Source organism: Aeromonas hydrophila subsp. hydrophila ATCC 7966 (assembly GCF_000014805.1).
GTDB classification, from domain to species: domain Bacteria; phylum Pseudomonadota; class Gammaproteobacteria; order Enterobacterales; family Aeromonadaceae; genus Aeromonas; species Aeromonas hydrophila.
Genome location: NC_008570.1, coordinates 1,600,197 through 1,626,818 on the forward strand (window position 1 = coordinate 1,600,197; position 26,622 = coordinate 1,626,818).

Annotated in this window: 26 protein-coding genes; 9 read left to right on the forward strand and 17 right to left on the reverse strand. The window is 63.8% G+C overall.

Features of this window, described 5'->3' with window-relative positions; genetic code table 11:
• The first annotated feature begins 12 nt into the window (after positions 1–12).
• Entirely contained in the window at positions 13–483 is a 471-nt protein-coding gene (locus AHA_RS07375; RefSeq protein WP_011705367.1) for a hypothetical protein, read from the forward strand.
• Between the two features lie 136 nt (positions 484–619).
• Here AHA_RS07375 and AHA_RS07380 read toward each other — a convergent pair whose 3' ends face one another.
• From AHA_RS07380 to AHA_RS07390, 3 genes are all read right to left on the reverse strand, one after another.
• A complete protein-coding gene (locus AHA_RS07380; RefSeq protein ID WP_011705368.1) occupies positions 620–916 on the reverse strand; it encodes a winged helix-turn-helix domain-containing protein in 297 nt (98 codons plus the stop codon).
• Between the two features lie 28 nt (positions 917–944).
• Positions 945–1,475 (reverse strand): DUF1523 family protein, encoded by a 531-nt coding sequence (locus AHA_RS07385; protein ID WP_016350163.1) that lies wholly within the window; start codon positions 1,473–1,475, stop codon positions 945–947.
• Between the two features lie 178 nt (positions 1,476–1,653).
• Positions 1,654–3,276 (reverse strand): methyl-accepting chemotaxis protein, encoded by a 1,623-nt coding sequence (locus AHA_RS07390; RefSeq protein ID WP_011705370.1) that lies wholly within the window; start codon positions 3,274–3,276, stop codon positions 1,654–1,656.
• 164 nt (positions 3,277–3,440) lie between these two features.
• On the opposite strand from AHA_RS07390, the gene AHA_RS07395 reads away from it, so the two are divergent.
• Positions 3,441–4,073 carry a LysE family translocator gene (locus AHA_RS07395; RefSeq protein ID WP_011705371.1) on the forward strand — a complete coding sequence of 211 codons (633 nt, stop codon included), beginning with the start codon at positions 3,441–3,443 and terminating at the stop codon, positions 4,071–4,073.
• A gap of 249 nt (positions 4,074–4,322) precedes the next feature.
• Positions 4,323–5,111 (forward strand): DUF1460 domain-containing protein, encoded by a 789-nt coding sequence (locus tag AHA_RS07400; protein ID WP_011705372.1) that lies wholly within the window; start codon positions 4,323–4,325, stop codon positions 5,109–5,111.
• 121 nt (positions 5,112–5,232) lie between these two features.
• Here the strand turns inward: AHA_RS07400 and AHA_RS07405 are convergent, their stop codons facing one another.
• From AHA_RS07405 to AHA_RS07440, 9 genes are all read right to left on the reverse strand, one after another.
• Entirely contained in the window at positions 5,233–6,441 is a 1,209-nt protein-coding gene (locus AHA_RS07405) for a cation:proton antiporter (RefSeq protein ID WP_011705373.1), read from the reverse strand.
• A gap of 34 nt (positions 6,442–6,475) precedes the next feature.
• Positions 6,476–7,579 carry a beta-N-acetylglucosaminidase domain-containing protein gene (locus AHA_RS07410; RefSeq protein ID WP_011705374.1) on the reverse strand — a complete coding sequence of 368 codons (1,104 nt, stop codon included), beginning with the start codon at positions 7,577–7,579 and terminating at the stop codon, positions 6,476–6,478.
• Positions 7,580–7,621: 42 nt separating this feature from the next.
• Positions 7,622–9,349: a potassium/proton antiporter gene (locus AHA_RS07415; protein WP_011705375.1), complete on the reverse strand. Its 1,728-nt coding sequence runs from the start codon at positions 9,347–9,349 to the stop codon at positions 7,622–7,624.
• Positions 9,350–9,591: 242 nt separating this feature from the next.
• Positions 9,592–9,738 (reverse strand): hypothetical protein, encoded by a 147-nt coding sequence (locus AHA_RS21700; RefSeq protein ID WP_005298986.1) that lies wholly within the window; start codon positions 9,736–9,738, stop codon positions 9,592–9,594.
• Complete coding sequence (locus AHA_RS07420; protein ID WP_011705376.1) at positions 9,735–10,424, reverse strand: M15 family metallopeptidase; 690 nt, start codon at positions 10,422–10,424, stop codon at positions 9,735–9,737. The genes AHA_RS21700 and AHA_RS07420 overlap by 4 nt, the downstream gene beginning before the upstream one ends.
• The gene (gene dapE / locus AHA_RS07425) at positions 10,421–11,548 is read right to left on the reverse strand and encodes a succinyl-diaminopimelate desuccinylase (RefSeq protein WP_011705377.1); all 1,128 of its coding nucleotides are present in this window, start codon (positions 11,546–11,548) and stop codon (positions 10,421–10,423) included. Before dapE ends, AHA_RS07420 begins: the two co-directional genes overlap by 4 nt.
• Positions 11,549–11,570: 22 nt before the next feature.
• Positions 11,571–11,921, reverse strand: coding sequence for an ArsC family reductase (locus tag AHA_RS07430; protein WP_016350171.1), 351 nt, complete (start codon positions 11,919–11,921; stop codon positions 11,571–11,573).
• Between the two features lie 194 nt (positions 11,922–12,115).
• On the reverse strand, positions 12,116–13,027 hold the full coding sequence (locus AHA_RS07435) for a LysR family transcriptional regulator (RefSeq protein ID WP_005298997.1): 912 nt from the start codon (positions 13,025–13,027) through the stop codon (positions 12,116–12,118).
• Between the two features lie 316 nt (positions 13,028–13,343).
• Positions 13,344–13,658, reverse strand: coding sequence for a hypothetical protein (locus AHA_RS07440; RefSeq protein ID WP_024943845.1), 315 nt, complete (start codon positions 13,656–13,658; stop codon positions 13,344–13,346).
• Between the two features lie 286 nt (positions 13,659–13,944).
• Here AHA_RS07440 and dcuC point away from each other — a divergent pair, with 286 nt between their 5' ends.
• The gene (dcuC, locus tag AHA_RS07445) at positions 13,945–15,321 is read left to right on the forward strand and encodes a C4-dicarboxylate transporter DcuC (protein WP_011705380.1); all 1,377 of its coding nucleotides are present in this window, start codon (positions 13,945–13,947) and stop codon (positions 15,319–15,321) included.
• 84 nt (positions 15,322–15,405) lie between these two features.
• On the forward strand, positions 15,406–16,545 hold the full coding sequence (locus tag AHA_RS07450) for a M20 family metallopeptidase (RefSeq protein ID WP_011705381.1): 1,140 nt from the start codon (positions 15,406–15,408) through the stop codon (positions 16,543–16,545).
• A 91-nt stretch (positions 16,546–16,636) separates the two neighbouring features.
• Here AHA_RS07450 and AHA_RS07455 read toward each other — a convergent pair whose 3' ends face one another.
• The 3 genes from AHA_RS07455 to asnS form a co-directional block, all read right to left on the reverse strand.
• The gene (locus AHA_RS07455) at positions 16,637–17,293 is read right to left on the reverse strand and encodes a Dph6-related ATP pyrophosphatase (protein WP_011705382.1); all 657 of its coding nucleotides are present in this window, start codon (positions 17,291–17,293) and stop codon (positions 16,637–16,639) included.
• A 135-nt stretch (positions 17,294–17,428) separates the two neighbouring features.
• A complete protein-coding gene (locus AHA_RS07460; RefSeq protein ID WP_011705383.1) occupies positions 17,429–18,772 on the reverse strand; it encodes an anaerobic C4-dicarboxylate transporter in 1,344 nt (447 codons plus the stop codon).
• A 376-nt stretch (positions 18,773–19,148) separates the two neighbouring features.
• Complete coding sequence (asnS, locus tag AHA_RS07465) at positions 19,149–20,549, reverse strand: asparagine--tRNA ligase (protein ID WP_011705384.1); 1,401 nt, start codon at positions 20,547–20,549, stop codon at positions 19,149–19,151.
• Positions 20,550–20,742: 193 nt separating this feature from the next.
• Between asnS and AHA_RS07470 the strand changes: the two genes are divergently transcribed.
• Positions 20,743–21,093, forward strand: coding sequence for a hypothetical protein (locus AHA_RS07470; protein WP_077392386.1), 351 nt, complete (start codon positions 20,743–20,745; stop codon positions 21,091–21,093).
• Here the strand turns inward: AHA_RS07470 and AHA_RS07475 are convergent.
• Both AHA_RS07475 and bioA read right to left on the reverse strand, forming a co-directional pair.
• A complete protein-coding gene (locus tag AHA_RS07475; RefSeq protein ID WP_011705385.1) occupies positions 21,090–21,923 on the reverse strand; it encodes a HAMP domain-containing protein in 834 nt (277 codons plus the stop codon). The two genes, AHA_RS07470 and AHA_RS07475, sit on opposite strands and share 4 nt — an antisense overlap.
• A gap of 135 nt (positions 21,924–22,058) precedes the next feature.
• Positions 22,059–23,333, reverse strand: coding sequence for an adenosylmethionine--8-amino-7-oxononanoate transaminase (gene bioA, locus AHA_RS07480; protein ID WP_029303489.1), 1,275 nt, complete (start codon positions 23,331–23,333; stop codon positions 22,059–22,061).
• A gap of 191 nt (positions 23,334–23,524) precedes the next feature.
• On the opposite strand from bioA, the gene bioB reads away from it, so the two are divergent.
• The 3 genes from bioB to bioC are packed head-to-tail and all read left to right on the forward strand — an operon-like array spanning position 23,525 to position 26,599.
• A complete protein-coding gene (gene bioB / locus AHA_RS07485) occupies positions 23,525–24,613 on the forward strand; it encodes a biotin synthase BioB (RefSeq protein ID WP_011705387.1) in 1,089 nt (362 codons plus the stop codon).
• Positions 24,610–25,806: an 8-amino-7-oxononanoate synthase gene (bioF, locus tag AHA_RS07490; RefSeq protein WP_011705388.1), complete on the forward strand. Its 1,197-nt coding sequence runs from the start codon at positions 24,610–24,612 to the stop codon at positions 25,804–25,806. The genes bioB and bioF overlap by 4 nt, the downstream gene beginning before the upstream one ends.
• The gene (bioC, locus tag AHA_RS07495; protein WP_011705389.1) at positions 25,796–26,599 is read left to right on the forward strand and encodes a malonyl-ACP O-methyltransferase BioC; all 804 of its coding nucleotides are present in this window, start codon (positions 25,796–25,798) and stop codon (positions 26,597–26,599) included. The genes bioF and bioC overlap by 11 nt, the downstream gene beginning before the upstream one ends.
• Positions 26,600–26,622: the final 23 nt, after the last annotated feature.

The window sequence follows — 26,622 nt, forward strand, 5'->3', positions numbered from 1 at the left end:
AGGGGCGAAGCGATGTGGAAGACAGGGCTGGCACTGCTGGCCGGGTTGCAACTGACGGGGTGTGCCACGCCGTTCGAATCGATGTGGCAGGGGCTGGCGACCTGCGAGCTGGACGATCTCTATCTCGACAGCGAGACCGGCCAGCCGGTGCACCCGCAGCTCAAACACTTCACCCCCTACAAGGTGACGGACGGCTTTGCCTGGTACAAGACCCGCCAGGATCTGCACGGTCTGCCCATCAGCGGCTTTCTCATCCCCTCGTCCACCTTCGAGGTGCATGCCCTGTTTGTGGATACCCCCATCGCCAATGCGCGGCGTCTGACCCACAACGCCTATGGCAGCGAGTTTTCTGACGAGCAGAAGCACGACGCCGGGCTGGCACCCCTGCTGCTGCGCGACCCCAACAACCCCAAGCGCTCCATTATCGACTGCACCAAGGGGGAGACCCAGGATCCGTTGCCGGAGGAGCCGTTCCCCGAATGAGGGTTCTGTCGGCCGGGCCACTGCCAGGCTGACAAGATACAAGAAGGGCCAGCCTTGTCGGCTGGCCCTTCTTTATTTGGCGGATTGGCTCCTGTTTCAGGCTGGCTTGCTCAGCCTGCCCCAGTCACAGACGACCTCAGGGGTAACCCAGCGTCTCCTTGATGGCCGGCAATTGCGCCTCGATCCAGGCGGGATTGATGGGCCCCCAGTCACTGATGCGATAGTGCCCCTGCAGATGACGAGCCCCCTCGGTCTGCTCGAAGCCGCAGCTGATGTCCAGCTCGGCCAGGGCGCTGAGCGTATCCTGCGCGGTGCGGCGCGGCATGCCGGTCGCCTCCATGATGGCCGGCACCGTATCCGTGCCCTGGCTGATGAGCCAGGCCACGTAGAGCCGGCGATAGAAGCTGGTGCGCGTCTTGCTTGGCTCACTCATTGTCCGTTCCTCCGGCCAGCGGCGTCGCTCATATCTCGTCCTCGAGGCGATCGAAGTAGCGCCAGGTGGCGATGGCAGCCTTGCCCATCACCAGAGCCCAGATGCCGAACCAGAACCAGCGGAAGAAGCTCCAGGTGGAGGCGTCGGGCTCGGTGCTCTCAATCTTGGTGACGTTGGGGAACATGGAGAACATGTTGATGCGCCAGCCGTAGGAGGTAATGATGGCCAGCCGTTTTTCGAACTCCATCGACTTGGCCTTGGCCTGCACGTCGGCGGCGTTGAACTTGAAGTAGAAGGGCCAGCCCCACTCGGTGTCTTCGTTGCGGAACACGCGGATCTTCTCGCCGGGCCGCTCGGTGTAGATGTAGTAGACGTCGGTGGTGGGACCGTCGGCCGGGTTCTTCTGGCTGATGGGGCCATCCTTGTCGGTGCGTTTCACCTCGACCCCGGTGATGGTGGCGATGGTGTGCTCCGGCAGATAGAAATCGAGCCAGATGGCGGAGACGAGGGCGATGAGCCCGAGGCCGATGAAGGCCGGTTTCTTGAAGGACAGCTTCATGATGATCTCGCATGAGGGGGAGTGACGTGCCTCTACCATACCCACATTTGGTGAGGTAGCCCAGCCCCTAATGAAGCCATTTTATAAAAAAGAGCGTTTAAAACAACAACAAGCCGTCAGCTTCAATAACAGCAAGGCCCCGGATCCGGGGCCTTGGTCTGCGCTCACGAGGGCGTGGTTACAGCTGGAACTGGGCCAGTTGCTTGCGCTGCTGCTCGGCGAGCTGTGACAGTTCGTGACTGGCGGCGGCACTCTGGCTGATGCCGGCCGCGTTCTGATTGACGATCTCGTGGATGTTGGTGATGTTGCGGTTGATATCGGCGGTGACGCAGGATTGCTCCTCGGCGGCGGTGGCCACCTGGGCGTTGGCGCCGTTGATCTGGTTGACTGCTTCGGTGATGCCACCCAGCAGCGCCTGTACTTCGCCGGAGAGTTGCTGGTTGTGGGCCAGGATGGCGAGGGTCTCCTGCACGCCGCTGTTGGCCGACTGGGACTGGCTCTGCAACTGCTCGATGATGGCCTGGATCTCCTTGGTGGAGTCCTGGGTGCGGGCCGCCAGCATGCGCACCTCGTCGGCCACCACCGCAAAGCCGCGGCCGGTTTCGCCGGCGCGGGCGGCCTCGATGGCGGCGTTGAGGGCCAGCAGGTTGGTCTGCTCCGAAATCCCCTGAATAACCTCGATCACCTTGCCGATCTGCTCGGACTGGGACTTGAGCTGGGCCACCTGCGCGGCGGCGCTCTCGAGGCTGCCCGCCATGCGGCTGTTGGCCTGGATGCTCTCGGCAAACAGCGTCAGCCCCTGCTCGACCCTGTCGTTGGCATCGCGCGCCAGCTCATCGGCCAGAGCGGCGTTGTGGTTGACGTTGTCGGCGGTGCTGGCCAGCTCGGTGACAGCGGAGGCGACCTGCTCGGTTTCGCTGCGCTGCTGCTGGGCGTTGGCTTCGGACTGGGTCATCACGGCGGCGAGCTCGGTGGCGGCGGAGGCCACGTTGCCGCTGATGCCGGTCAGGGTCTGGATGGTGTTGCCAACCTGGGTCAGGGTCTGGTTGATGTCGGTCGCCAGCTGGCTCAGCTCGTTGTCGCCGTCGGCGGCGGCGCGCACGTTGAAGCGGCCCTCGGCCACGGCGCGCATCACCTGCTGCAGTTGGCCGATGGGGCGCACTATCCGGCCGGAGAGCCACCAGCCGCCGAACAGGGCGGCCAGCAGGGCAGCCCCCATCAGCAGCAGGGTGCGCAGCAGGGTGGCGTGGTAGTGGGCCTGCTCCTGGGCGATCTCATCCTGGATCAGCTGGTTGATGTGGGCGGACATGGCATCGATCTGCTTGATGAGATCTTCCCCCAGCTCGCGAAAGCGCAGGCGGGCCTGCTCGTAGGCGGCGGGATCGCCGCTGCCCTGGTGCTTGGCGGCCAGCAGCGGCAGCATGTTGTTGCGGGTGTGGCCAAGGTAGGCCTGCAGGGCGGCCGCCACCCGGCTGTTGTCCTGCTCGGCGCCGGTGATGACCAGCCTGGCCAGGATGGAGACGATCTCCTGCTCGGCGGCGGTCAGGTCGCCGGGCAGCGTGGCAAAGCGTTCGGGGTCGTAGAGGCCATAGATGGCGGTGGTGCGCAGCCGGTAGGTGGCGTGGATCAGGGTGGCGATGTCGTCCTTGTGACGGGTCACGCTGACGGTGGTGTCGTTCATGTCGCCGATGGCGCTGTCGATGTCCTGCTTGCCGATCCCGATCATCAGGATCATCAGCAGGCTGGCGAGCAGGAGAGGAATGAGTACTTGCAGACGGATAGAGAGATTATTCAATGACATGAAAGATCCTGACCCAGAAGAGGAACAAGGCGGCATCTTACACAGGCGCGACAAACCTTGTCACAGGTTTTTATGGCTGAAATCATGCTGAACGAAAAGGTTTTTTCTTGTGTTAAATGAATGTGATAGGCAAGATCGTCGGTCTGTTACCATGGAGGTGTAGTGTGTCCGACTGGATCGATCCCGCCATTCTGGCGCTGTTTATTCCCACGTTCTTTTTTGTCTCCGTGACCCCCGGCATGTGCATGACCCTGGCGATGACCCTCGGCATGAGCCTGGGGGTGCGCCGTACCCTGCACATGATGTGGGGCGAGCTCATCGGGGTCGGCCTGGTGTCGGTGCTGTCAGTGATCGGGGTGGCGGCCGTCATGCTCAACTACCCGGCGCTGTTTGCCGCCTTCAAATACGTGGGCGGCGCCTATCTCATCTGGCTCGGCATCCAGATGTGGCAGGCCAAAGGCAAGCTGGCGATCCCGGCGGATCTGTCGGCGGCCCAGGAGACCCGTCCCCTGGCGCTGGCCATGCAGGGTTTCGTCACCGCCATCGCCAACCCCAAGGGGTGGGCTTTCATGGTCTCCCTGCTGCCCCCTTTCATCAACGCGGCCAAGCCGATGGCTCCGCAGATCAGCGCCCTGGTGGCCCTGATCCTGGTCATCGAGTTCTCCTGCCTGCTGCTCTATGCCAGCGGTGGCCGCACCTTGCGCCACTTCCTCGCCAAGAGTGGCAATGTCACCCTGATGAACCGGATCGCCGGCTCCCTGATGTTTGGCGTCGGGGTTTGGCTGGCGCTGGGTTGATTCGTTTGTCAGTCGACTTGAACCTGCCGAAAAGCCCCGCCCTGCGGGGCTTTTTCGTGATGCCTGCGGCTACAAGGAGCGACCATGGATGCGGTCGCCGGGACGGGATGGGGGAGGCTGGCCACATTTGCTTACATTTATCCGGTTTGCAAACGGTTGCAACATCGTCAGTCTCGAATGGCATTCGCTTGCAGCCCCAAGAGGGTACGAGCGGTCCGTTTTTAACATTCTGAGCAAGGAGAATTAAGGATGATGAGGCTAACCAGCGTTGCATTGCTGCTGTTTGCCGGCGCGGCGGTCGCCGGCAAAGAGAGGAACCTCGATTTTTACAACATCGAGGAGCCGCAGCTTATCGAGTTGTTTGCCCGGCAGCAGGGCTCGCCGGGTCAGTCGATCAGGGATTTCTCCGGGCTCTTTCTGGGCAATCCCTACGTCGCCAACCGGTTGGTCGGCTCGAGCGATACCCAGGAGCAGCTGGTGGTGGATTTTGGCGGGCTCGATTGCTTCACCTATCTGGATTACGTCGAGTCACTGCGTCGCGCAACGAGTGTGCATCACTTCATCGAGAACCTGATGCACACTCGTTACGTGAACGGCGAGGTCAACTACCTGACCAGAAAGCACTTCTTTTCTGACTGGGTGCATGGTGACAACCGGGTGCGTGACGTGACCCATCTGGTGGGCGGGGCCGTGGTGACCACGGCCAAGCAGCTCAACCAGAAGGCGGACGGCGGCCACTACATTCCTGGGCTGGGGGTGACGGCGCGGGACATCACCTACATTCCCTCCGCCAGCATCGACGAGAACACCCTGAGCCTGCTGGAAGAGGGCGATTACATCGGCATCTATACCGATCTTGCCGGGCTCGACGTGACCCACACCGGCATCTTCATCCGTGGCGAGAACGGCCCCGTGCTGCGCAATGCCTCCTCCCTCTCGAGCAACATGCAGGTGGTGGACTCCCCCTTCCTGGAGTACGTGCAGAACAAGCCGGGGATCCTGGTCTACCGGGCCGAGGCCGAGAGGGGGAGCTCCTAGGGCAGGTGTGGCTATGGTCGGCACGGGTGCGCCTGGTGCCTGATAGCCTCATAAAGAAAAGCCCCGGGGTAATGCCCGGGGCTTTTTCGTTGGCGGCGCATCCCTTCAATGGGTCAATGGGTCACTGGGGCTTGAAGCGGGCTACCCAGGGGTTGGCGGTCAGGCCATGCAGGATGACGCTCAGGATGATGGTGCAGAGCACGGTGGCGATGATGGGGCGCTGGCCGAGGAGGGCCGGCTCGTGCTGCAGCACCATCACCGCAAAGACGATGCTGGCCAGCCCCCGCGGGCCGAACCAGCCGATGAAGAGCTTGAGCTCTGGCTTGAGGCCGGTGCCGAGCAGACTCAGCCAGACCGGCAGCATGCGCAGCAGGGTGAGGCTGGCGGCGGCATAAAGCCAGTATTGCCAGTGCAGCAGCGCCGTCAGCATGGGCATCAGGGTGGCGCCGAACACCATCCAGATCACCACCGAGAGCAGATCACCGTACCCCTCGCAGCTGTCCATATAGGCGTGCTTGTGCTCCCCCAGTTTGCGGCCGATTAGCAGTCCGCCCACGAAGGCGGCGATGAAGCCGCTGCCGCCCAGGGTCTGGGCCAGCGCGAAGCAGAGCAGGGCCAGCCCGGGCATGGTGAGCTGGCGCCAGAGCGGCAGCTGCCAGCCGTTGAGGTAGGAGGTCTTGAGCAGGCGCAGGGTGAGGCTGGTCAGCCCCCAGGCTACCAGTAGGCCGATGCCGATCTCCTCCAGCAGCAAGGTGAGAGCCAGCAGGCCGGTGCCGCTGTGTTGCTCGGTGGGGGCGATGAGGGCGAGCAGCAGGAGCAGCACGGGTACGCAGATGCCGTCGTTGAGGCCGCTCTCCTGATTGAGCCCCTCCCGGATGGGGGCGGGCACCGCCGGGTTGCTCACCACCGCCTTGCCGAGTGCCGCATCGGTGGGGGCGAGTATGGTGGAGAGGATCGCCATCTCCAGCAGCGGCAAGTCGGGGAAGAGCCAGTGACCGAACAGGGCGCCGGCCGCCAGGGTGAGCGGCAGCCCGATCAGCAGCAGCCGGATGGGCAGGGCGCGGTTGGCCAGCAGCACCTGCCAGTTGGTGTTGGCCGCGTCGCTGAACAGCACGATGACCAGGGTCAGCTCTGCCAACAGCTTGATGCCGTCGCTGTCGATGGAGAGGGAGAGCAGCTCGATGCCGCCCGGCCCAAGCAGCCAGCCCATCAGCAGAAACAGCAGGGGGCCGTTGACGAGGCGGGATTCAAAGCGCCCGGCGATCAGGCTGTAGACCAGCAGAAAGGCGGCGATCACCGCCAGGTTCTGGTAAATCAGGGACGCATCCATGCAGCCTCCTGTGGCAGGGTCTCTGTGGTGGGGGTCAGTCGGTCAGGCAGTCCGGGTCGAACACGTATTCGCCATCCAGCCAGCGCAGGATCTCGCCGACGCAGGATTGGTCGCGAAACGGCAGGTAGCGGGCCTTGAGATGGGCCACCTGCTCAGGGGTCAGCTGGGCCAGCCCTATGTCCTGAAACAGCGGCAGATCGGCCTGGATCATGGCGGAGATCTGCGGGCCGCAGGTGGCATTGAGGGAGGCGTGCAGCGCCTTGTCCGGATCGTACTGCTTGCCGAGCTTGTAGCTCATCGGCAGGGTGGCCAGTGGCAGCACCGACAGCGCCGCCTGCTTCATGGGGTTGACCGCGTGGCCCGAGGTCAGCTCGGCGAGTTCCGTCGGGCGGTTCTCGAAAGCGCGCAGGTGCAGGAAGCTGCTGGCCTTGCTGCCATCGTTGACCGGGTAGTTGTCCCACAGGAACGGCTTGCGATGCAGCCACTCGGCCACCTGCTTGAGGTGGGCCGCCGGATAGTCGCTGGAGCAGACTTTGGGGCCGGTCCAGAAGATCTCGAAGCGCTTGTCCAGCCCCTGCCCCAGATCCTGCAAATAGTGGGGCGGCATGGCGCTGAACACCTTCTCCAGCACGGGGTCCGTGCTGTAGTAGCTGGGGCAGAACAGCAGCCGGCCGGCGCGGGTGTGGGCCGCGATGTCGTGGGCGATGGTGAGCTGCCAGTGGGCGAGATCCGGGGTATCCCCCTTCATGTCGTCAAACAGCACGGCCAGGATGTCGGGTTTGAGCTCCTCCTCGATGAGCCGCACCTTTTCCAGCAGGGCCGGCCGCTGGCGGGCATAGTCGTGGTGTGCGCCCATGGGGCTCAGGCCCACCCCGAAGGCGAGGCCGTTGTCGCGGCACTGGCGGGCGAGCTGGCGCAGCGCCTCGAGCTGGGCGGCAGGCCAGGGCTTGGCCCAGTGCTTGCGCAGGTAGCCATCTTCCTTGGGGGCATAGAGATAGAAGCCGTAACCGTGGCGGGGCAGCCACTGGGCGTAGCGGGCGCGGGCTTCCCAGCTCCAGCCCTTGCCAAAGAAGCCCTCGATCACCCCCAGCTGGGGCGAAGGGGGTTGCAAGCCGGACAACAGGGTTTGGTAAGGCATAGGTAACTCCCTTCTCGCAGAGGACGAGGCAGACAACGACGATCAGACAGGATCTTCTTCCAGAAAGCGCACCCCGATCTTGCGGGGCTCACCCTCGTCCATTTCGGCCACGGTCCAGATCAGTCCCTGCCATTCGACGTGGTCGCCGACCACCAGATTATCGCCCAACTGGTGGGCAATGAAATGGCCAAGGGTCTGATCCGCCACCTCGCTCACATCCAGCCCATAGAGCGGGGCGAGATCCACCAGGTTGGCGGCCGCCTCCAGCAGGAAGTCACCGAAGAAGCGCGGGCCCAGATCCTGCTCCGGCGCCTGGCTGAACAGCTGGCCGAGGGCGGGCAGGTCGCGCTCGTGGCCGATGACGCAGAGGATGTCATCGGATTGCAGACAGGTACTGCCCGAGGGGTGCAGCAGCTCCTGATCCCGGAACAGGGCGCAGATGCGGGTGCCCTTGGGCATGCGCAGATCCCGCAGCGGCGAGCCGATGCACCACTTCTCGTCGCTCAGGCGATAGACGAAGGTCTCCCACTGGCTGTCGAGATCGATCTCGAGCCCGGAGCGGTTGATGGGCGAGGGGGGCGCCGGCACCTCCACCCGCGCCAGCCTGGAGGCCAGCGGCAGCGAGCTGCCCTGCAAGATGAGCGAGACCAGCACCACGAAGAAGGCGACATTGAAGTAGAGCTGGGCGTTGGGCAGCCCCGCCATCATGGGAAACACCGCCAGAATGATCGGCACCGCGCCGCGCAGGCCGACCCAGGAGATGAACCAGCGCTCGCGCGGGGCGAAGTTCTTGAACGGCAGCAGCCCGATCCAGACCGAGATGGGGCGGGCAAACAGGATCATCCACATGGCCAGCGCCAGCGCCGGGAGGGCGATGGGCAGCAGCTTGTGGGGGGAGGCGAGCAGCCCCAGCACCAGAAACATGCCGATCTGGCTGAGCCAGGTCAGGCCGTCCAGCACCGACAAGGTGGTGCTGCGACTGCGCAGGGAGAGGTTGCCGAGCAAGAGGCCGGTGAGATAGATGGCGAGGATGCCGCTGCCGCCCACCGCCGTGGTGAGGGCGAAGATGAGCAGGCCGCCGCTGACGGTGAGCAGCGGGTAGAGGCCGGGGGCCAGCTTGGCGCTGTTGATGAGTTTCCACAGCAGCCAGCCGCCGCCAAGGCCGATGCCGGCGCCCAGCCCGAACTGCTTGAGCAGTTGCAGCAGCAGAAAGCCGGCGTTGAGGTCTTGCTGGGCGCTGGCCAGCACCTCGATCAGGGTGACGGTGAGAAACACCGCCATGGGATCGTTGCTGCCCGATTCTATCTCCAGGGTGGCGCTGACCCGCTCGTTGAGGCTGCGTCCGCCGAGCAGGGAGAAGACCGCCGCCGCATCGGTGGAGCCGACGATGGCGCCGATCAGCATCCCCTGCATCAGGTTGAGGTCAAACAGCCAGGCGGCGGCCAGGCCCGTCAGGCCGGTGGTGATGGCCACCCCGACCGTGGCCAGCGAGAGCGCGGGCCAGAGCGCGACCCGAAACGAGGAGACCCGGGTGCGCATACCGCCGTCGAGCAGGATGATGGCGAGCGCCAGGTTGCCCACCAGATAGGCGATGGAGTAGTCGGCGAAGTGGATGCCGCCGGGGCCATCTTCACCGGCCAGCATGCCGACGGCGAGGAAGATCACCAGGATGGGGATACCGAGACGGGAGGAGAGCGCGCTCAACAGGACACTGGCGCCCACCAACAAGGCCGCGACGAGGAAAAAACTGTTGATGGTGACGGCATCCAATGGCGAACTCCTTCTGTCAAAATGCAAATCAGGCACATTATATGCAGTTTGTTGGGCTCGGTGTGGCTTAATTGTGCATTTATTTGCAGTTTTTTACATTTTCGGTGTCATTGCTGCGAAGGGTTCTGGCCATCAAAAGGGGGTCGCCGGCGTCGCCAGCGCGATGAGCAACGTGACTGTGTTCACAAAGTGGGCAGATAGCGACAGGGGCACCCGTGGGTGCCCCTGTCGGCGGGCTCGAGTCAGTCGTCCTCGTCGTCCTTCACTTCCCTGATCTTGTCCTTGTAGCGGGGCAGCTCTTTCTCCAGTCGCTTCATGTCCTTGATGGCGTTGAGAAACAGGCCGAGCAGGAAGAGCAGTGGCAAGCCTATCCAGAGCCAGAGGTTCATGTGCTACTCCTTTCGTCGGTGGCCAGGGTGACATAGCGGGCCAGGATCTCGTCGAGGTTGGCCAGTATGGTCGCCTTGCCTTCAATATCCGCCTGTTGCAGGCAAAGTGCCAGCGCGGCCGGGTCGAGTCGCTGCTCGCGGGACTCAGGTGCAAAGCTGATGTGCCAGGGCTCGTAGGCGACGCCGCTGCCGGCACCGGCCGGTTTGGCATAGGGCAGGAAGAAGCCGAAGTCGTTCATGCGATCTTCAAGCCACTCGCTCAGGTCGGCGAACCAGCCACCGGCTTCATACTCCCAGGGCTCCAGCGCCAGCCTGGTGCCGGCGGGCAGGCAGTCCGGGTCATAGATGTCGAGATCGGTGCCCCAGTGGTGGCGACTGGTGCCGGGCAGGGCGCTCCAGTGCAGGATGGCGTGGAGGCGCTCCTCGTCGCTCAGTTGCAGGGCGTCGATGGGCTGGCTGTGGGCATCGAGCAGCGGCCGCTCGCCGCGCCACTTGCCATTCCAGATGGCCAGCTGGCGATCAAAGCCGCGCCAGCTGGAGGCGGGCTGCAGGTTGAAACCGGCGTGGGCGGCGGCCACCTGCATGTCGTTGAAGGCGGCCGCGGTGGCGGCCGTCAGCCGGTGCGGGCCTTGCCCCACCAGGATGAGGTGACCTTCATCCAACCCCAGCAGTTGCTCCTGGGTCATGCCAGCAACCTCGCGAGCACCCCTTGGTACATGTCTGCCAGCAGATCCAGATCGTCCGCCTTCACGCACTCGTTCACCTTGTGGATGGTGGCGTTGACCGGGCCGAGCTCGATCACTTCGGCGCCGGTGGGGGCGATAAAGCGCCCGTCCGAGGTGCCGCCGGTGGTGAGCAGGGCCGGCTGCTGGCCGTTCACCGCCTCGATGGCAGAGACCGCCGCCGCCAGCAGCTTGCCGGTGTCGGTGAGAAAGGGCTGGCCGGAGAGGGTCCAGTCGAGCTGGTAATCCAGACCATGCCTGTCCAGCAGGGCTTCGACCCGCTCGCGGATATCCAGGTCGGTCAGTTCGGTGCTGAAGCGGAAGTTGAACTGGACGTGCAATTCGCCGGGAATGACGTTGGAGGCGCCGGTGCCGGCCGAGATGTTGGCGATCTGGAAGCTGGTGGGGGGGAAGTAGGCGTTGCCCTCATCCCACACGGTGGCGGCGAGCTCGGCCAGCGCTGGCGCGGCTTTGTGAATGGGGTTGTCCGCCAGATGGGGGTAGGCGACGTGGCCCTGCACCCCGCGCACCAGCAGATCGCCGGTGATGGAGCCGCGCCGGCCGTTCTTCACCACATCTCCCACCACGGTGGTGGAGGAGGGTTCACCGACGATGCACCAGGTGATCTTCTCGTGGCGCGCTTCCAGGGTATCGATCACCCGGGTGGTGCCGTTGATGAAGGGCCCCTCTTCATCGGAGGTGATAAGGAAGGCGATGGAACCGGAGTGATCCGGATGCTCGGCGACGAAGCGTTCGACCGCCACCACCATGGCGGCCAGCGAGCCCTTCATGTCGGCGGCGCCACGGCCGTAGAGCACGCCATCCTGGATGGTCGGCTCGAACGGCGGGGTATGCCATTTGTCCAGCGGGCCGGCGGGCACCACGTCGGTGTGGCCGGCGAAGCAGAACAATGGCCCCTCGCTGCCGCGGCGGGCCCAGAGGTTGGTGGTGTCTTCGAACACCATGGGCTCGATGACGAAGCCGAGCTTGGCGAGGCGCTCCGCCATCAGGGTCTGGCACCCTTCATCCAGCGGGGTAACGGAGGGGCGGCGGATCAGATCCTTGGCCAGTGCGATGACATCCGACATCAGCGTTCCTTAGCAAAAAAGTTTAACGAGAGAAGAGGGATTGGTAGTGATCGGCCTTGAAGCCCAGGGTCAGCTCGCCGTCCCGGTCCAGCAGCGGGCGCTTGATCATGGCCGGGTGCTCCAGCAACAGGGCGCGCGCCTTGGCGGTGTCGAGCCCCTGCTTGGCCTCGTCCGGCAGGGCGCGAAAGGTGGTGCCGCGGCTGTTGAGCAGCGCCTCCCAGCCGAGCTGGCTCAGCCAGCGGTCGAGATCGGCCGGGTTCAGGCCGTCGGCACGGTGGTCGTGAAAGCGGTAGTCGATGCCGGCCTGCTCCAGCCACTTGCGGGCTTTCTTGATGGTGTCGCAGTTCTTGATGCCATAGAGGGTGGTGGCCATGGGGAGTCCTTGTCTGCGGGCATGGGCCCGGAAAGCCGAAACTTGAGTCCTGAAACGGGAAATCAAGAAGAGGTCCGATTCTGGCATTGTGGCGATCTCAAGGCAACGCCGATGCGCATGGGGGAGGTGGGGCGAGGCGCTGGTCGGGCCTGGGGGAGGGGAAAAGTGCCCGGCGCGGGACGCGCCGGCGGGCATCAGAGTTCGCTCTGGGTGCGACACCAGAGGTGCAGTTCGGATTCGAACCAGTTGAGCATGGCGTTGTTGTCGTCGCGACGATGACGAATGAGGCTCACCTCGAAGGTGGGCAGGGCGAAGCGGGTCTCGTACTCCACCAGATCCAGCAGCGGCATCAGCGGGCGCAGCACCCGGGCGGGGGAGGTGAGCAGCAGAGGCGCGCACGGCAGGATGAAGGGGGCGGCCAGAAAGCTTTGCACTATCAAGGGGGTGTGCCGGGTCATGCCGTGCGCGGCCAGCAGATCATCGACGATGCCCCCTTCGCTGCCGCGGGGAGCGACCAGCAGATGCTGGGCCTGGGCGAAGGATTCGATGCACAGCACCTGGCCCTGCAGCGGGTGGCTGCGGTGGGCGGCGCAGATCAGCTTGTCCTCGAACAGCGGGATGCGGCGAAAGCGGCCGGGCACCTCGTCCTGCTTGCTGATCACCATGCTGATGACCCCTTCATCGAGCTGGCTCTCGTAGTCCGCATTGAGCGGCACCATGTGGATGCGCAGATTGGGCGCCTGCTGCTGGAGCCGGGCCAGCAGGCTCGGCATCATCACGTACTCCACATAGGTGTGGGCCCCGATGCGCAGCACCCCCTCGAACTGGGCGGGGTCGAGCTGCTCGGGGGGGCTGAAGGTCTGCTCGATGTCGTGCAGGATCTCCCGCAGCGGCAGCAGCAAGGCCTCCGCCCGGGCGGTGGGTTCCATGCCCTGGGGAGTGCGGATCAGCAGGGGATCGTCATAGAGCAGACGCAAGCGGGCCAGTGCCCGGCTGACGGCCGGCTGGCTCATGGCGAGCCGTTCGGCGGCCTTGGTGGTGTTACGCTCCTCCAGCAGTGCCTTGAGCACCACCAGCAGGTTGAGGTCGACGCCTCGTAAATTCATTCTGTGCATAATGGAATACTAATAAATCATTTCCTTAAGCAGGGCCTTCACTTTAGTCTCATTTCCCGTCGATGGTCAGCATGAAGCTTGGATAAATCAGCGATTTATGCAAACCCATGTTGTCCTGTTACCTCTTTCGCGTGGTGCCGGAGGTGGCAAGATTCGACAGCCTGAACTCTTTACTCTGGTCATCCAGAGCGTTGCTTGCTTAGTACCCGCCGTCTCGGCGGGTTTTTTTTGCCTGCGGTTCAGGAAAAGGGGGCCCAAAGAAGTACAAAACGCGCCGGCGGGCGCGTTATTGTGAGGGGTGGATGACTCAGGGCGCAACCGGCCACTGGTAGTCAAACACCTTGGCACGCTCCCAGGGGGCGTCCGGCAGACTGGAGGAGAGGCCGGTATATTTGCCCACATCGTCCACCACGATGGCGGAGAGGATCGGCAACTGGTGCTCGGTGCAGTACATGCGGATGCGTTGCAGCAGCGTGCGCAGCTCATCCTGGCAATTCTCCAGCCCGGCCTGCCTGGCCAGCTTGGAGTAACGAATGGTGGTGCGTTCCTTTGCAGACTCGACGAGGATGTCCCATAGCTTGTAGTCGCAGGTCGTCATGCCTGCGTTGGCTCGGTCTGTCATAACTCTCTCCGGCGCGAAACGGTCGCTGTGTGTCGATGCGCATCTTGGCCAGTTCACTGGCCCCTGACGTTGATCCAAAGCAAAAAAGCCTGAGGTTATTCGCCAGAACGCGTGGCAAAGGGATTCTAAAGGTTTGCCTTTAGTTTAAATTGCTGTTTTTTGTTAATTGTGTGGCATTTTGTTTCATTGAATTGCGGTCAAGCCATCTTTCTTGACGGGGATCAATGGGAAAGCGCGGTCAGACCACTAGATTCCGCTCCTCGATAACTTTATCAGGAGTGAATATTTGGAACTCGTCTTCGTCTTGCTCGTACTGCTGGCCGTGGTCTACGGCATCGTCAAGGATTACAACCCGCAGGCTGTGCTGGCACTGGCCGGCATGGCCATCTTCACCGTCGCCTACTGGCTGGGACTGCACCCCATTCTGCCCGCCGACAAGAGCACCGGCTTCGCCCTGTTCGACCTGTTCGAGGTGTTCAAGGGGATCTTCTCCTACCGGGCGGCGGGGCTCGGTCTCACCATCATGGCGGTGGCCGGCTTTGCCACCTACATGTCCCACATCGGTGCCTCCCAGGCGCTGGTGCGGGTGGCGGTCAAACCGGTGGCGGGCATCCAGTCCAGCTACCTGATGCTGGCTATCTGCTACCTGGTGGCGGTGTTTGTCTCCCTGTTCGTCACCTCCGCCACCGGCCTTGGCCTGCTGTTGATGGTCACCATGTACCCGGTGATGCGCAACCTCGGCATCAGCCCGGCCTCCGCCTGCGGCGTCATCGCCACCTCACAGGCGTTCGAAATCGGCCCGACCCAGACCAACGCCATCTTCTCCGCCGGCCAATCCGGCATGGATCCCACCAGCTATTTTGTCGACTACCAGATCTGGCTGGTGGCTCCCATGCTGCTGGTGACCATGGTGCTGCATTTCTTCTGGCAGCGGCACTGTGACCGTCAGGATGGCTGGGATCCGGCTCAGCATCGCGGCGATCATGCCGAGCTCGACGAGCAGGGCACCGAGGCAGTAGCTGCGCCCACCTGGTATGCCCTGCTGCCCATCATCCCCTTCGTGCTGATGATGACCTTCTCCAAGCTGCTGGTGACCACCATCAGCGTCAGCGTGGAGGTGGCCATGCTGCTGTCGGTCTTTATCGGCATGCTGTGCGAGCTGCTGCGCACCCGCTCGGTGCGCACCGCCTTCGCCGGGCTCTCCAGCTTCCTCGACGGCATGGGCAAGGTGTTCGGCCCCGTGGTGGCGCTCATCGTCTGCGCCGAGCTGTTCGCCGAATCCCTCAAGGCCATCGGCGCCATCGACACCCTGCTGCACTCTGCCAGCAATGCCGGCATCGGCAGCGGCCTGATGACGCTGGTGATGGTGGGGCTCATCATGGCGGCGGCGGTCATCATGGGCTCTGGCAACGCGGCGTTCCTGAGCTTCTCCACCCTGGCACCGGCGGTGGCTGCCAAGTTCGGCGTGCCGGCGGTGACCATGCTGCTGCCGATGCAGCTCGCCTCCAGCATCGGCCGCACCGTTTCCCCCATCGCGGCTGTGCTGATCGCCTGTGCGGGCATCGCCAAGGTCTCCCCCTTTGTGGTGGTCAAGCGCACCTGCGTACCCATGGCCGGCGCCCTGGTGACCGCACTCACCCTCAACTATCTGCTGTTTATGTAACCGGGCGGCGGACGGCACGGTCCGTCCGCCCCTTTCATTCGGCCGTCGGGCGGGAGGTGTGTCCTGCCGTCCCAGGAGATGACAATGACAGACTCTCGCAACGCTTTTTCTCTGGACGCCTATCTGGCGGATCTGGCCCCCCTCATCAATCTCGATTGCGGCACCCGCACCCCGGCCGGGGTGGCTCGGGTGGCCGAGATCATGACCGAGAAATATGAAGCCATCGGCTGGCAGGTGACTCGCCACCAGTTTGCCGCCGAGTGCGGCCCCTGCCTCGAGGCAACCAATGCCCCTGGCGCCAGCCACTACGATGTGATGCTGGTGGGCCACATGGATACCGTATTCCCGGAGGGGACTGCGGCCAAGCGACCGCTGAAAATTGAGGGCAATCAGGCCTTTGGCCCCGGCGTGTCGGACATGAAGAGCGGCTTGCTCTCCACCTGGTATGCCCTCAAGGAGATGGACCCGGCCGTGCTGGCCAAGCTCAAGGTGCTGGTCTGCTGCAACTGCGACGAGGAGATTGGCTCCCCCTGGTCCAAAGAGTGGCTGGTGGAAAAAGCCAAACAGAGCGGCTGCGTGCTGGTGGCCGAGGCGGCCCGCCCGAACGGGGATCTCATCAGCGCCCGCAAGGGCAATGCCAAGTACCGCATCACCTTCCACGGCAAGGCCTCCCACGCCGGCTCGGCGCTGAGCGAGGGGATCTCCGCCATCACCGAGCTGGCTCATTGGGTGCTGGCCATCAACGAGCAGGTCAACCTCGATACCGGCACCACCATGAACGTGGGGGTGGTGCAGGGGGGGACTGGCGTCAACGTGGTGCCGGATTTTGCCAAGGCGATCGTCGACTTGCGCTTCTGGATCAATGAAGAAGCCGCTGCCGTGCACGAGCGACTCACCTTCATGGCCAACAACCCCTTCCTCGCCGGTTGCAGGGTCGAGGTAGATCGCCAGAGCTTCAAGCCGGCGATGCGCCCGAGTGGCGACACCGAGGCGCTGATGGCGCTGGTGGAGGCGGCAGCGAAAGAGGAGGGGATCTCCTTCAACTGGCTGGAGGCCGGTGGCGGCTCGGATGCCAACTTCACCGCCGCGGCCGGGGTGCCGTCGCTCGATGGCTTCGGCCCCATGGGCGGCGGTTTCCACTCGGAGGCGGAATTCCTGCTGCTGGGCAGCATAGCGCCGCGCATCCGCCTGCTGCAGCGGGTGCTGGGCAAGCTGGCCAACTAGGCCAGCGTCAAAGAAAAGCAAAACGGGAGGCCATCGCCTCCCGTTTTTTATCTGTCCTGTCGGTGCAGAGACATCGAACGGCGCTGCGTCGCTACCCCTCATCCTCCAGCAGGTAGGCGAGCTGCTCCTGACGGGCAACCTGCCAGCGGCCGAGCGCCAACGGCGCCGCAAAGCCCGGGCCGTCGGTCACCATGGTGTGGTACTCCCCCTGCTCGCCGCAGGCATCGAAGCCCCGGCTTGCCGCCAGCTGCTGCAACTCGGCCAGGGTGGCCGCATCGAGCGTGCGTCCCACCCACTCGGGGGCCAGCACCTGAGTGTCGACGCAGGAGAGGTGGGCGACGATGCCGCGGGTCAGCAGGTCTGCCAGCAGCGCCTCGCGGCTTTGCTGCCAGAGCGGGGTGTGAACGGCCAGATCAAGCGGGCGGCAGCGCTCGCGGATCCAGTTCGGCGCGCCCCCCACGCTGTCGATATCGCCGGTGACCACCCCATCCAGGCGCCACTCCTCTTTCAATGCCGCCAGCGCCCGCTCATAACCGAGGTCGAACGGCGCTTCGATGGTGATCAGCAGATGGGGCAGCCCGAGGGCCGCCGCCTGCCGATGCACCTGTGACAGGGGATGGGCCAGAAAGCGGGGGGCGGGCGGGGCAAAGGTGGCCAGTGCCACCACCTGATGACCCGCTTCGCGGGCATGGCAGAGGGCCTGCATGGCATCCTTGCCGCCGCTCCAGAGCACGATGACGCGAGACATGGGGGAGATTCCGCAAAGAAAAGAGGGGCCATGCTACCCAGAGTGCGGGCGGTTGGCAAAACGGGATGGGGCAGGGCGCAAAACAGCAGGCCCCCGGGTGGGGGCCTGCTGGATTGGCTGAATGGTGCGCGTTGCTTAGAGCAGTATGCTGGTCAGCAGATAACCCAGGGTACAGGAGGTGGCGACCCCGATCAGACCCGGAATGATGAAGCTGTGGTTGATGATGAACTTGCCGATGCGGGTGGTGCCGGAGCGGTCGAAACCGATACAGGCCAGATCGCTCGGGTAGGTCGGCAGCACGAAGTAGCCGTAGCTCGCCGGCAGGAAGGCGATCAGCAGCTTGGGCTCCACACCCAGCGCCAGCCCCATGGGAGCGATGGCGGTCAGGGCTGCGGCCTGGCTGTTCACCAGCTTGGAGATGAGGAACAGCACCAGGGCATAGGTCCAGGGCTGGGCCTGCACCACGTGGGCCAGGGTTTCTTTCAGCAGCGGCATGTGGGCCTGGAAGAAGGTTTCGCTCATCCAGGCGACCCCGAATACCGAGAAGATCGCCACCATGCCGGCCTTGAACACGGCGCCGTTGGAGATGTCACCCGGCTTGACCTTGCAGCGCATCAGGATGATGGCGCCGGCGATCAGCATCATCATCTGGATCACCAGGTTCATGGAGAGCGGGCCTGTCTTGCCACCCATTTCGAATACCGGGCGCAGGGAGGCGTCGGCTCCCAGCACCACCACGGCGGCGATGGCGGCGAAGAAGATCCAGGTCGACCAGTAGGCCTCTTTCGGGAACTTGGTGTTGAGCAGGGTCTCACCGCCGCCGTAGACGAAGGCACGCTGCTCCGGATCCTTGATCTTGGCCTGGAACTCTTCGTCCTTGTCCAGATCCTTGCCGCGACGCAGGCTCCACAGGGCCGCGACTATGACCCCGGTGAGCGAGGAGGGGATGGCAATCATCAGGATGTCGAGCAGGCTGTAGGCCTGACCGATGCCGTGACCGGCCGCCAGGATGGAGACCATGGAGACCACGGCCACCGACACCGGCGAGGCGCAGATCGCCATCTGGGAGGCGACGGAAGCCACCGCCATCGGGCGTTCCGGGCGGATGTTCTTCTGCAGCGCGATGTCGGCGATGATGGGGAACATGGTGTAGACCACGTGGCCGGTACCGCACAGGAAGGTGAGGGTCCAGGTGGTGAGCGGTGCCAGCAGGGTGATGTACTGGGGGTGGCGGCGCAGCAGGCGCTCGGCCACCTGCATCATCAGGTTGAGACCGCCGGCGGTCTGCAGGGTGGCGGCGCAGCCGATCACCGCGAGTATGGTCAGCATCACCTGCACCGGCGGTTCGCCCGGGGTGAGACCGAACACGAAGGTCAGCAGGAACAGACCGATGCCGCTGATGAGACCCAGCCCCATGCCCCCAAACCGGGTACCCAGCAGCAAGCAGCCGAGTACCACCAAAAATTCCATCAAGATCATTCCATTACCTCGCGTTATTTAATCCATGTCTGTGCTGTGTTGGGCTCATGGACCGGGATTGTCTGTTTTTTATTTAGCCCTAAAGGGTTAGTAGTTATTGTGCCTGCCAAAAAAGGGCAAAAATTTGAGGTACTTCAATAACTCATCGCTTTTTGATTTAACGTCATAAAAACCACGTATTAACGTTTTTGTTATTTTGCGGGCAATAAGTGGCAGCGTATGGGGCTCAACGGCTGGCGCGGGGCGGGTGTGTCAGCAAGGTGGCGTGACGAGGGTGGCAAGCGTGATTAATTGTGGTGCTGGCAAGGCCGTCCGGCCGCCGGACGGGCAACAAAAAGCCGACCCTGAGGTCGGCTTTTAAGGCAAAGTCCTGTAATCAGAACTCGGCGGTGCGCGGGGTGCGCGGGAAGGGGATCACGTCGCGGACGTTGCCCATGCCGGTCACGTAAACCACCAGGCGCTCGAAGCCCAGACCGAAGCCGGAGTGCGGCACGGTACCGTAGCGGCGCAGGTCGCGATACCACCAGTAGTCTTCCTTGTTCAGACCCATCTCGGCCAGACGGGCATCCAGCACGTCCAGACGCTCTTCACGCTGAGAACCGCCGATGATCTCGCCGATGCCCGGGGCCAGTACGTCCATGGCGGCGACGGTCTTGCCGTCGTCGTTGAGACGCATGTAGAAGGCCTTGATGTCTTTCGGGTAGTTCTTCACGACCACAGGGGACTTGAAGTGCTCTTCGGCCAGGTAGCGCTCGTGCTCGGAGGAGAGGTCGATACCCCAGGAGACCGGGAACTCGAACTTCTTGCCGCAGTTCTTCAGCACTTCGATGGCGTCGGTGTAGTCAATCTGGGCGAAGTCGGAGGCGACGAAGCGCTCCAGACGACCGATGGCGTCCTTGTCCACGTGCTGGGCGAAGAACTCCAGATCGTCGCGTCGCTCGGCCAGCACGGCGTTGAAGACATACTTCAGCATGGCTTCGGCCAGGGCGGCGTTGTCTTCCAGATCGGCGAAGGCCACTTCCGGCTCAACCATCCAGAACTCCGCCAGGTGGCGGCTGGTGTTGGAGTTTTCGGCGCGGAAGGTCGGCCCGAAGGTGTAGACCTTGGACAGCGCGCAGGCGTAGGTTTCGACGTTGAGCTGGCCGGACACGGTCAGGAAGGTCTCTTTGCCGAAGAAGTCCTTGTCATAGTCCACCTTGCCGGCAGGGGTGCGCGGCAGGTTTTCCATGTCCAGGGTGGAGACGCGGAACATCTCGCCGGCGCCTTCGGTGTCGGAGGCGGTGATGAGCGGCGCGGCAATCCACAGATAACCCTGCTCGTGGAAGAAGCGGTGAATGGCCTGGGAGAGGCAGTTGCGTACCCGGGTCACGGCACCGACCATGTTGGTACGAGCGCGCAGGTGGCCCTGCTCGCGCAGGTATTCGATGCTGTGGCGCTTGGCGGCCATCGGGTAGGTGTCCGGATCTTCGACCCAGCCGACTACCTTCACCTCGGTCGCCTGCAGTTCGAAAGCCTGGCCGCTGCCCTGAGAGGCGGCAACCACGCCGGTCACTTCCACGGAGCAGGCAGTGGTCAGACGCAGCACTTCATTCTCGTAATTGGCCAGGGTATTGGGGACGACTGCCTGTACCGGATGGAAACAGGAGCCATCGGAGATGGCCAAAAATGAGATCCCCGCCTTGGAATCGCGGCGGGTCCGGATCCACCCTTTCACTGTCTGGGTGGTGCCGACCGCATACTTACCGGTCAGCACATCTACTACGGATGCGTGCGTCATCGAAATATTGTCTCCAGCTTGTTCTTGCAGCGCTATTTGCAACACTTGGGGTCTGGCCCGGGCAATCTTGGCCCATCATGGCAGACTAAGCCGTCAATCTTACCCGCGCAGGTTTGATAAACAAGCAAAAATGTCGGACTCTGGGGGGGATTTCGGCGCCTATCGGTGGATTGGCAGGCCAGTTGGACGGGGGATGGACGTGAAAGAGCGGCGACGGGGGCCGGACCGGCTGACACGGGTGTTGCAGGGGTTGGTGATGCTCTGCTGGGGCGGCTTCATCGTCCTGCTCTCCCTCTACCACTTCGCCAGACCGCAGACGGCCTACGGTTTTCTGGTCTATGGCGGGGTCAGGGTACGCCAGAGCTGGGATCCCCAGCTCACCCCCTGGCTGCTGCACGGGCTCTGGGGTTGCTGCCTGCTGACCCTGGCGGTGCTGCTGGCGGAACGTCGACGCTGCCGGCGGCAAGAGGACACGGGGCGGGTGCACCTGACCATCTTGCTGCTGATCCTGATCGCCAGTCTGCTGTTCTACTATCTGGGCTAGCCCTCTTTTCTTCTCTCTGTCGCCTTCTGCTCGCTCCCCACCATCGGCGCGGCGGACCGTTTGCCGAGCTGACGCTCCACGCTGTCGAGCATCTGGTTGTAGGCGAGCGCCACCCGGCCAATCTCGTCCCCTTCATCTCCTTCCAGCCGGTGGCCGAAGTCATGCAGGTCGGTGGCCTCCTCCATGGAGCGGGTCAGCTGGTTGAGGGGGCGGACGATCCAGGTGCGGATGACCCAGAGGGTCAGCAACAGCCCCAGGCCGAAGATGACGGTGAGGCTCAGCGCCGAGGTGAGGATGTTCTGCTCGACCCGGGTAAACAGGGTGTCGAGGGAGTAGTCAAAGCGCACCGCCCCCAGCACGGTATTCTCCGGCACCAGGTGGCAGCTGGTGCAGTCGGTGCCGCGAAAATCCTTCTTGGCCAGCAGCGGGCGGGTCACCACCAGCTTGCTGTGCATGCCGTCGTGCACCACCTCCAGGCTGCCCTTGCCGGCCAGTGCCAGCTCATCGAACCTGTCTTTGGGCTGCTCGCTCTGGTGGCCAGCCCCGTACTGCTTGCTCACCGCCTCGCTGCGCACGATGCGGGCATCCTCCACGTGGGCGTGTTCGAGAAACTTGCCACGCAGGGTGTCGCGAGCATCCATCTTGCCGGTCAGCATCAGCATGTTGAGGCCGTCGAAGTAGGCCTCGGTCTGCTCGCGGCTCTGCTCCTTGATGAGGGTCAGGATCAGGTCGCGCTCGCGCACCGCCTGATAGGCGGCGGAGAACACCAGCACCATGGAGAAGATGAACAGCAGGAAGAAGTTGATTTTGGCAGCAATGGAGAGGCGCATGGGAACGGTACATCTGTTGGGTAAAACCCGCGCAGTCTACGCGTCTTGGCCGCCCGGGTCTGGTGTCTCGCTCACATTCTGATGAAAAAGAGTCAAAAGACCCTGCCTGGTCGGGCAGGGCCTGCCACGTCTGACTCAGAACTCGCCGCTGTGGATGGCGGCGGTGATGGCGTTGGTCAGCACGGTTAATTGTGCCGGGCTGATGACGAAGGGGGGCATCAGATAGACCAGCTTGCCAAACGGCCGGATCCAGGCACCCAGTTCGACGAACTTGCGCTGGATGCGCGCCACGTCCACCCGCTCCTTCATCTCCACCACCCCGATGGCGCCAAGCACCCGCACATCCGCCACCGCCGGGTGCAGGGTCAGCGCCACCAGTTCGGTTTTGAGTTGGTGTTCGATGGCGCGCACCCGCTCCTGCCACGGTGAGGCCAGCAGCAGATCGATGGAGGCGTTGGCCACGGCGCAGGCCAAGGGGTTGCCCATGAAGGTCGGCCCATGCATGAAGACGCCGGCCTTCCCGTCACACACGGTGCGAGCCACATGCTCGGTCGTGAGCGTAGCCGACAGCGTCAGGTAGCCGCCGGTGAGCGCCTTGCCCAGACACATGATGTCGGGGCTGATGCCGGCCCAGTCGCAGGCAAACAGCTGGCCGGTGCGGCCAAAGCCGGTGGCGATCTCGTCGGCAATCAGCAGCAGGCCGAACTCGTCGCACAGGGCGCGTACCCACTGCAGGTAGCGGGGATGGTAGAAGCGCATGCCGCCGGCGCCCTGCACGATAGGCTCGAGCACGATGGCGGCGATTTCCTCGTGATGATCGGCTACCAGGGTGGCGAGCTCCACCACGCACTGCTCGTCCCACTCGGCGTGGAAGCGGCAGCTCGGCGCTTCGACAAAATGGTGCTCGGGCAGGAAGCCCTTGTAGAGCTCGTGCATGCCGCCATCCGGATCGCAGACGCTCATGGCGCCGAAGGTGTCACCGTGATAGCCGCCGCGCAGGGCGACAAATTTGGCCCTGGGCGTCCCCTTGGCGTGCCAGTACTGCTGCGCCATCTTGAGCGCCACCTCTACCGCCACCGAGCCGGAATCCGCCAGAAATACCCGATCCAGCTTGGCTGGGGTGATCTCCACCAGCTTGCGGCAGAGATCGACGGCGGGGGCGTGGGTGAGGCCGCCAAACATCACGTGGGACATCTTGCCGAGCTGGGCAGTGGCGGCCGCATCGAGCTCCGGAACCTGATAGCCGTGCACGCAAGCCCACCAAGAGCTCATGCCATCCACCAGCTCGCGGCCGTCGCTGAGGGTGAGGGTCACTCCCTTGGCACTGGCCACTTCATAGCAGGGCAGGGGATGGGTGAGGGAGGTATAGGGGTGCCAGACGTGGTGCAGGTCGAATTCTTGGTTGGTCATTTTGTGTTCTGTTGTCAATTGGTTTGATCTGGTCGGTGTTGACAGTCTACGCGTGCTCTCTACACTAGCCAACAATTTCAGCCACTTGGCTGCGTGCAACCCGGCTCGGGTGCAGGCCGGGTGGCGGCTTCTGTGTTTGCCCATGCAAGCTGGCGGCGCAGGATCCCACTTATAACAATTGGAAGCCATGTATGAATGCTGTCACCGCGGGCGCTCACGCCCTTCGTCACGACTGGACCCTCGCCGAGGTTCAGGCCCTGTTTGCCCTGCCATTCAACGATCTGCTGTTCCAAGCCCAGACCGTCCACCGCGCCCATTTCGATCCGAACGAAGTACAGGTGAGCACCCTGCTCTCCATCAAGACCGGTGCCTGCCCGGAGGATTGCAAGTACTGCCCCCAGAGCGCCCGTTATCACACCGGTCTTGAGGCCGAGCGGCTGATGGAGGTGGAGAAAGTGCTGGAGCGGGCCCGCGAAGCCAAGGCCAACGGCTCGTCCCGTTTCTGCATGGGGGCCGCCTGGCGCAACCCCAAAGAGAAGGACATGCCCTATATCCTGCGGATGATCGAGGAGGTGCGCGGGCTCGGCATGGAGACCTGTATGACGCTCGGCATGCTCACCGCCGATCAGGCGGCGCGTCTGGGGGCCGCGGGGCTTGATTACTACAACCACAACCTCGACACCTCGCCGGAGTTTTACGGCGACATCATCACCACCCGTACCTATCAGGACCGGCTCGATACGCTGGCGTATGTGCGCGGCGCCGGCATGAAGGTCTGCTCCGGCGGCATCGTCGGCATGGGCGAGCAGGCAAAAGATCGGGCGGGCCTTTTGATGGCGCTGGCCAATCTGCCGCGCCACCCGGAGAGCGTGCCCATCAACATGCTGGTCAAGGTGAAGGGCACGCCGCTGGAGAACCAGGAGAACCTCGATCCGTTCGAATTCATCCGCACCATCGCCGTGGCGCGGATCATGATGCCGGCTTCCCACGTGCGCCTCTCCGCCGGGCGGGAGAAGATGAACGAGCAGATGCAGGCCATGTGCTTTATGGCGGGGGCCAACTCCATCTTCTACGGCTGCAAGCTGCTGACCACCCCCAATCCGGACGAGAACAGCGACATGCAGCTGTTCAAGCGGCTTGGTATTCGCCCCGCCCAGCGGGCTCAGAAACCGGATCAGGTTCAAGAGGAGGAGTTGCTGGCCGAGGTGAGTCGCCAGAGCGAGCCCGCCGAGATGTTTTATGACGCCACCCGCCCCCGTGCAGGGGCCGCGCGGTCATGAAGGGCTCTGCAGTAACGGGCCCCTTTGGCTTGAGCGCGGCGCTCTCCGAACGCGAGCAGGCAGGCCTGCTGCGCAGCCGCATCGCGACTGACGGCGCGAGTGGCGGACGGCTCAGGGTGGCGGGGCGCGATTACCTCAACTTTTCTGCCAACGACTATCTGGGGCTTGCCGGCCACTCCGCCATCAAGACCGCTTTTCAGGGGGGGATTGACCGTTATGGCGCCGGTGCCGGCGCCTCGCCGCTGGTGACTGGCTACAGTCGTGCCCACCAACAGCTGGAAGAGACGCTTGCTGACTGGTTGGGGGTGGAGGCCGTGCTGCTGTTCAACTGCGGTTTCTCGGCCAATCAGGCGGTGCTCAAGGCGCTGCTTGGCAAGGATCACCTGCTGTGGCAGGACAAACTCAACCACGCCTCCCTGCAGGAGATGGGCAGCCAGTTGCCCTGCAAGATGAAGCGCTTCGGCCACAACGACATGACGGCTCTTGAGCGGCAGCTTGAGCCAAATCGCGGACTTATCGTCTCGGAGGGGGTGTTCAGCATGGATGGGGATCAGGGCTCTTGGCGCGAGCTCGCCGCCCTGGCTGCCCAAAGCGGCAACTGGCTGATGATCGACGATGCCCACGGCCTCGGCGTGCTGGGGTCAGAGGGGCGCGGCACCCTTGCGGCGCAGGGGGTTGCTCCTGCCAGCGTACACATCCAGATGGGCACCTTTGGCAAGGCGCTTGGCGTCGCTGGCGCTTTTGTCGGCGGCAGCCGCGAGCTGGTTGATTATCTGGTCAACTTCGCTCGCCACTATGTCTACAGCACCCATATGCCGGCGGCCCAGGCCTGCGCGGTGAGCCAGAGCATCGAACTGGTGCGCGCCGCCGACGAGGCCCGCGCCCATCTTGGCCAGCTGATTACCCGTTTTCGGCAAGGGGCACAGGCGCTGGGTTGGCAACTCGGGGCAAGCGATACCCCCATCCAGCCGCTGCTGGTGGGGGAGAGCGGTGCTGCCCTGCAACTGGCCGAGCGGTTGCGCGAATGCGGTGTCTGGGCCGGTGCCATTCGCCCGCCCACGGTGCCGGTCGGCACGGCGCGGCTGCGCATCACTCTGAGCGCGGCTCACCGCGAACAGGATGTGGATCGCCTGCTCGAGGCCCTGGGACCCCGCCCATCCACTGACGAGAGAGGGGGCGCCCATGGTGCATGAGCGTTTTCAGGCGGTCGACAAGGCCCAGCTTGCCCGCCGTTTTGGCGCTGCCGCCCGTCACTACGACGCCCACGCCCGCTTCCAGCAGGAGGTGGGGCTGGCGCTGCTGGAGCGGATGCCGGACAGGCAGGTTGGCACAGATCTGACCGTGAGCGGGCTGGATCTGGGCTGCGGCACCGGCTTCTTCCTGCTGGCTTTGGCCGGGCGCTGCAACGATCTGACCGGGCTGGATCTGGCCCCCGGCATGCTGGCACAGGCCGCCCTTCGCGGCAGCGGCGCCCGTCTGCTATGTGGCGATGCCGAGCAGCTCCCCTTTGCCGACGAGACGTTTGACTGGGTCTTCTCCAGCCTGGCACTGCAGTGGTGCGAGCGACCGGCCCAGGCCTTCGCCGAGCTGCACCGGGTGCTCAAACCCGACGGCCGGCTGCTGTTCTCCACCCTGCTGGCCGAGTCGCTTTGGCAATTGCGTGAGGCCTGGCGCACGGTTGACGAGTGTGATCATGTCAATCGCTTCCTCAGCCTGCCACAATTGCAGCATGCCATCGCCGCCGGTGGCTTTGCCGCCCCGGCGCTGGAGAGCCTGACCTGGTCGCTCGGCTACCCCGAGCTCAACGGCTTGCTGCGTGATCTCAAGGGGATCGGCGCCAGCCAGGTCAATGACGAGCGTCATACCGGACTGAGCAGTCGCCAGCGTCTGCTGCGCCTGAGCCAGGCCTATGAAGCCCATCGCCAACCGGACGGCCTGCTGGCCGCCAGCTATCAGGTGTGCCTCGGCCAGCTGATCCGCCGCTAACCGGTCTCATGGGCCGAGAGAAT